This is a genomic window from Myxococcus llanfairpwllgwyngyllgogerychwyrndrobwllllantysiliogogogochensis (genome assembly GCF_006636215.1).
In the GTDB taxonomy this organism is placed as follows: domain Bacteria; phylum Myxococcota; class Myxococcia; order Myxococcales; family Myxococcaceae; genus Myxococcus; species Myxococcus llanfairpwllgwyngyllgogerychwyrndrobwllllantysiliogogogochensis.
Map to the genome: position 1 here is coordinate 1 of NZ_VIFM01000492.1, position 2,551 is coordinate 2,551.

A 2,551-nucleotide genomic window follows, 5' to 3' on the forward strand; every position below is an offset into this window, starting at 1 on the left:
TGGTGGCGGGGAGTGGTGGTGGCCGTGGCTCTGGTGCTCGTCGCGTTGGGGGCAGCGTGGAACTGGCGGACGTCACGCGTAGCGGGGGCCATCCCGACCCGTCAGGAAGTAGCGCGCCCTGAGAGTTCGTCCCAAGCTGGCCCGGCCGCAGCTCCCCCTACCCGAACGGAGGCCACCCCTGCGGTCGTCGCCGTTCCAGCGACGCTACTTGAGGCGACAACCACCGTGACGACGCAGAAGACCGAGACCTCGACGCCCCCGAAGCCCGCGAAGAAGGGGACAGGCATCATGAGTAGAGTTGTTGCCGCGGCGGTGGCCTGCTCGGCACTGGGTTGCCCAGGCACGCAGGTGCGCCCACCGCCCCCTCCTGAGCCGTGCCCGTCAGGCGCAGTCGAAGCGATGGAGGCGCGAGGTATCGAAACGGGCGATTACTATGGTGCGCAGTTTCTCGTCGAAAGAACCCAAGTTATTGCCGTGAAGGACGGAGCCACGGAACTCCGGTTGATCGGCAAGTGGAAGCGGATGCCATCTGGCACCATCTTCTCGGGAAGACTCACGGTGAGTGACCGCGTCTATGGTCGGTTCACCCGTGCGCGCACACCTGGAGGTGAGAGCTTCCCGGTGTGCCTGGAGCTGCTAGCCGAGGGAATGGAGAAGGGCTTGGAGCGGAAGCCGGGCGATGACAGCCCTACGTCGGCACGAGTCTTCTCGACAGGGGAAGTGCGAGCTGTGCGCGAGTTTGAGTGAAGTGGCGTGCGCAAGACAACGTGCGGGAGTCGCAGACGGATGCATGCATCATCATCGGCCATTCTCCTGGGGCTCTTGCTCGTTGCAGGTACATCGACAGCACAGGGAGCCACGGCCTCGGGTGGAGGGGCTCGGCGCATCGAACTGGAGCCGAATGCGCCCGGAACGTTGGTTGAGGTGGCAGTAAGTCCAGGCTTGTCCACGGTTCTGCTCTTCGACTCTGAACTCGTGCAGGAGGCCACCGAGCTTGAAGGCCGGGACTTCTTCGCAGACGTAGATTCAGGACGAAAGACGATGCGGTTGGTGCCCTCGGCGCGCGTGAGTCCGGGCGAGAAGTTCCGCATGGCGGTGAGGTTTCGCGACGGAGCGGCACCTGTCGGCGCTTCATTCCTGCTCGTGGTTCATCCCGCGCGTGCTGACGCACTCGTTGAGGTGTACCGAAACAGGAGAACGGTCGAGTCGTACCAGGAAGAAACGAGGGAGGCTCGGGCGGAGACCTTGCGCTGCCAGGAAGAGAATGCGCGCATCGTCTCTGAGCATGGGGCCCCTGGAGGGCTGGCGGGGCTTCTCGCGGTGGGCAGCGTCGACGTCGGCGGTCTGGCCGGACGAGTTGTGACCGAGTCGATAACCTCGGGCCCGAAGAACGCCCTCGACCCAATCAAGGTCCACACCTACCGCTCGACGAATCGGGTAGCACTGGAGGTTTGGCTGATGGCTCTGCGCAGTGAAACGCCTTGGGTGGCGAGTGGCGCGGCACTTCGCAGCAGCACTGGGGTTGAAGTGAAGGTGCTGCGCGTATGGCAGGACGCGCCCGTCACGTTGGACGTACCAGGGCGAGTGGTAGTTGAAGCTGAGGCTCCTGCCGACGCTCCCCGAGGGAGCTACTCACTCAAGCTTTGGGAGGGTGCCGGGCCGCGTACCGTGACCCTCAGCAGTGTGACGTTCCCATAGGTGATGGCTGGCCTCGGTGGAGCTGGGCCCCGATGAAGGCGCTCCGCGCATACTGTGGGAGGCTGGTGGGGCGCGTACGGTGACGATTGGTAACGTGACGTCCCCATAGGTCACGACTGAACCGGGGGAGGTGGCCCCCATGAAGGCACCCCTCCCATGTTGCACGTATGTCGCACGAGCCTGCGGAATGGACTGGAACAGGGCGGGACGAGATGGGGCGCGGAGGGATACCGAAGTTGAGTCGTTCTGGACGGTTACGAGGTAAGGGCGCGATTCTGCTGGGTTTTCGCACCGGCCATACGAGGGTTCGATTCCCTCCGCCTCCACAGTGAGAAGCCCAGCAATCCAGTACGGGTTGCTGGGCTTTTTCTTTGGGCCTCGTGTCGTCAGGTGGCCCATCCGCGGTGGCTATCGAGGTCATCCTCCCCCCGGAGAGAACAGTCTCTCCATGGGAAGGTCCACGCCTTCTCGCGCCAGGTACGTGACGGTGACGATGTGGTCGTCGGTCGAGTCCGCGCCGCGCACCGTCACGAAGGCCGCGTTCCACACCTGTCGCTCCGGATCCATGAACGCCGTGCGCACGAAGGTGAGCGACTGCTCGCTGTCTCCATGTTCCGTCTCGATGCGGCACAGGCTGGCCCGGCACTCGACGGACCTGAGCTGCGAGGGGACTGGCAGCGCGGCCCTCACGCCGTCCTTCGCTTGCTGCTCCGCGCTCCGGGCCCAGGCGGTGTCAAAAGACTCGTCTCCGAAGTAGTCCTCGAGGCGCTGTCTCACCTGCTCCGTGGAGACGGGCGACGGGGTAGGCGTCACCACGGTCTTGGGTGTCGGGGATGCGAGCTCGGGTGACGGG

Annotated in this window: 3 protein-coding genes; 2 read left to right on the forward strand and 1 reads right to left on the reverse strand. The window is 64.7% G+C overall.

Features of this window, described 5'->3' with window-relative positions; translation table 11 throughout:
* The first annotated feature begins 225 nt into the window (after nt 1-225).
* Nucleotides 226-747, forward strand: a complete 522-nt coding sequence (locus FJV41_RS48705) for a hypothetical protein (protein ID WP_141649445.1) — start codon at nt 226-228, stop codon at nt 745-747.
* A 39-nt stretch (nt 748-786) separates the two neighbouring features.
* Complete coding sequence (locus FJV41_RS48710) at nt 787-1,698, forward strand: DUF2381 family protein (protein ID WP_141649446.1); 912 nt, start codon at nt 787-789, stop codon at nt 1,696-1,698.
* A gap of 417 nt (nt 1,699-2,115) precedes the next feature.
* Here FJV41_RS48710 and FJV41_RS48715 read toward each other — a convergent pair.
* A partial coding sequence (locus FJV41_RS48715; RefSeq protein WP_281291647.1) for a hypothetical protein occupies nt 2,116-2,551 on the reverse strand: 436 nt, incomplete at its 5' end.

Coding starts and splice junctions, on each gene's coding strand:
- FJV41_RS48710 (WP_141649446.1), top strand. CDS start 787: ATGCATGCATCATCATCGGCCATTCTCCTGGGGCTCTTGCTCGTTGCA.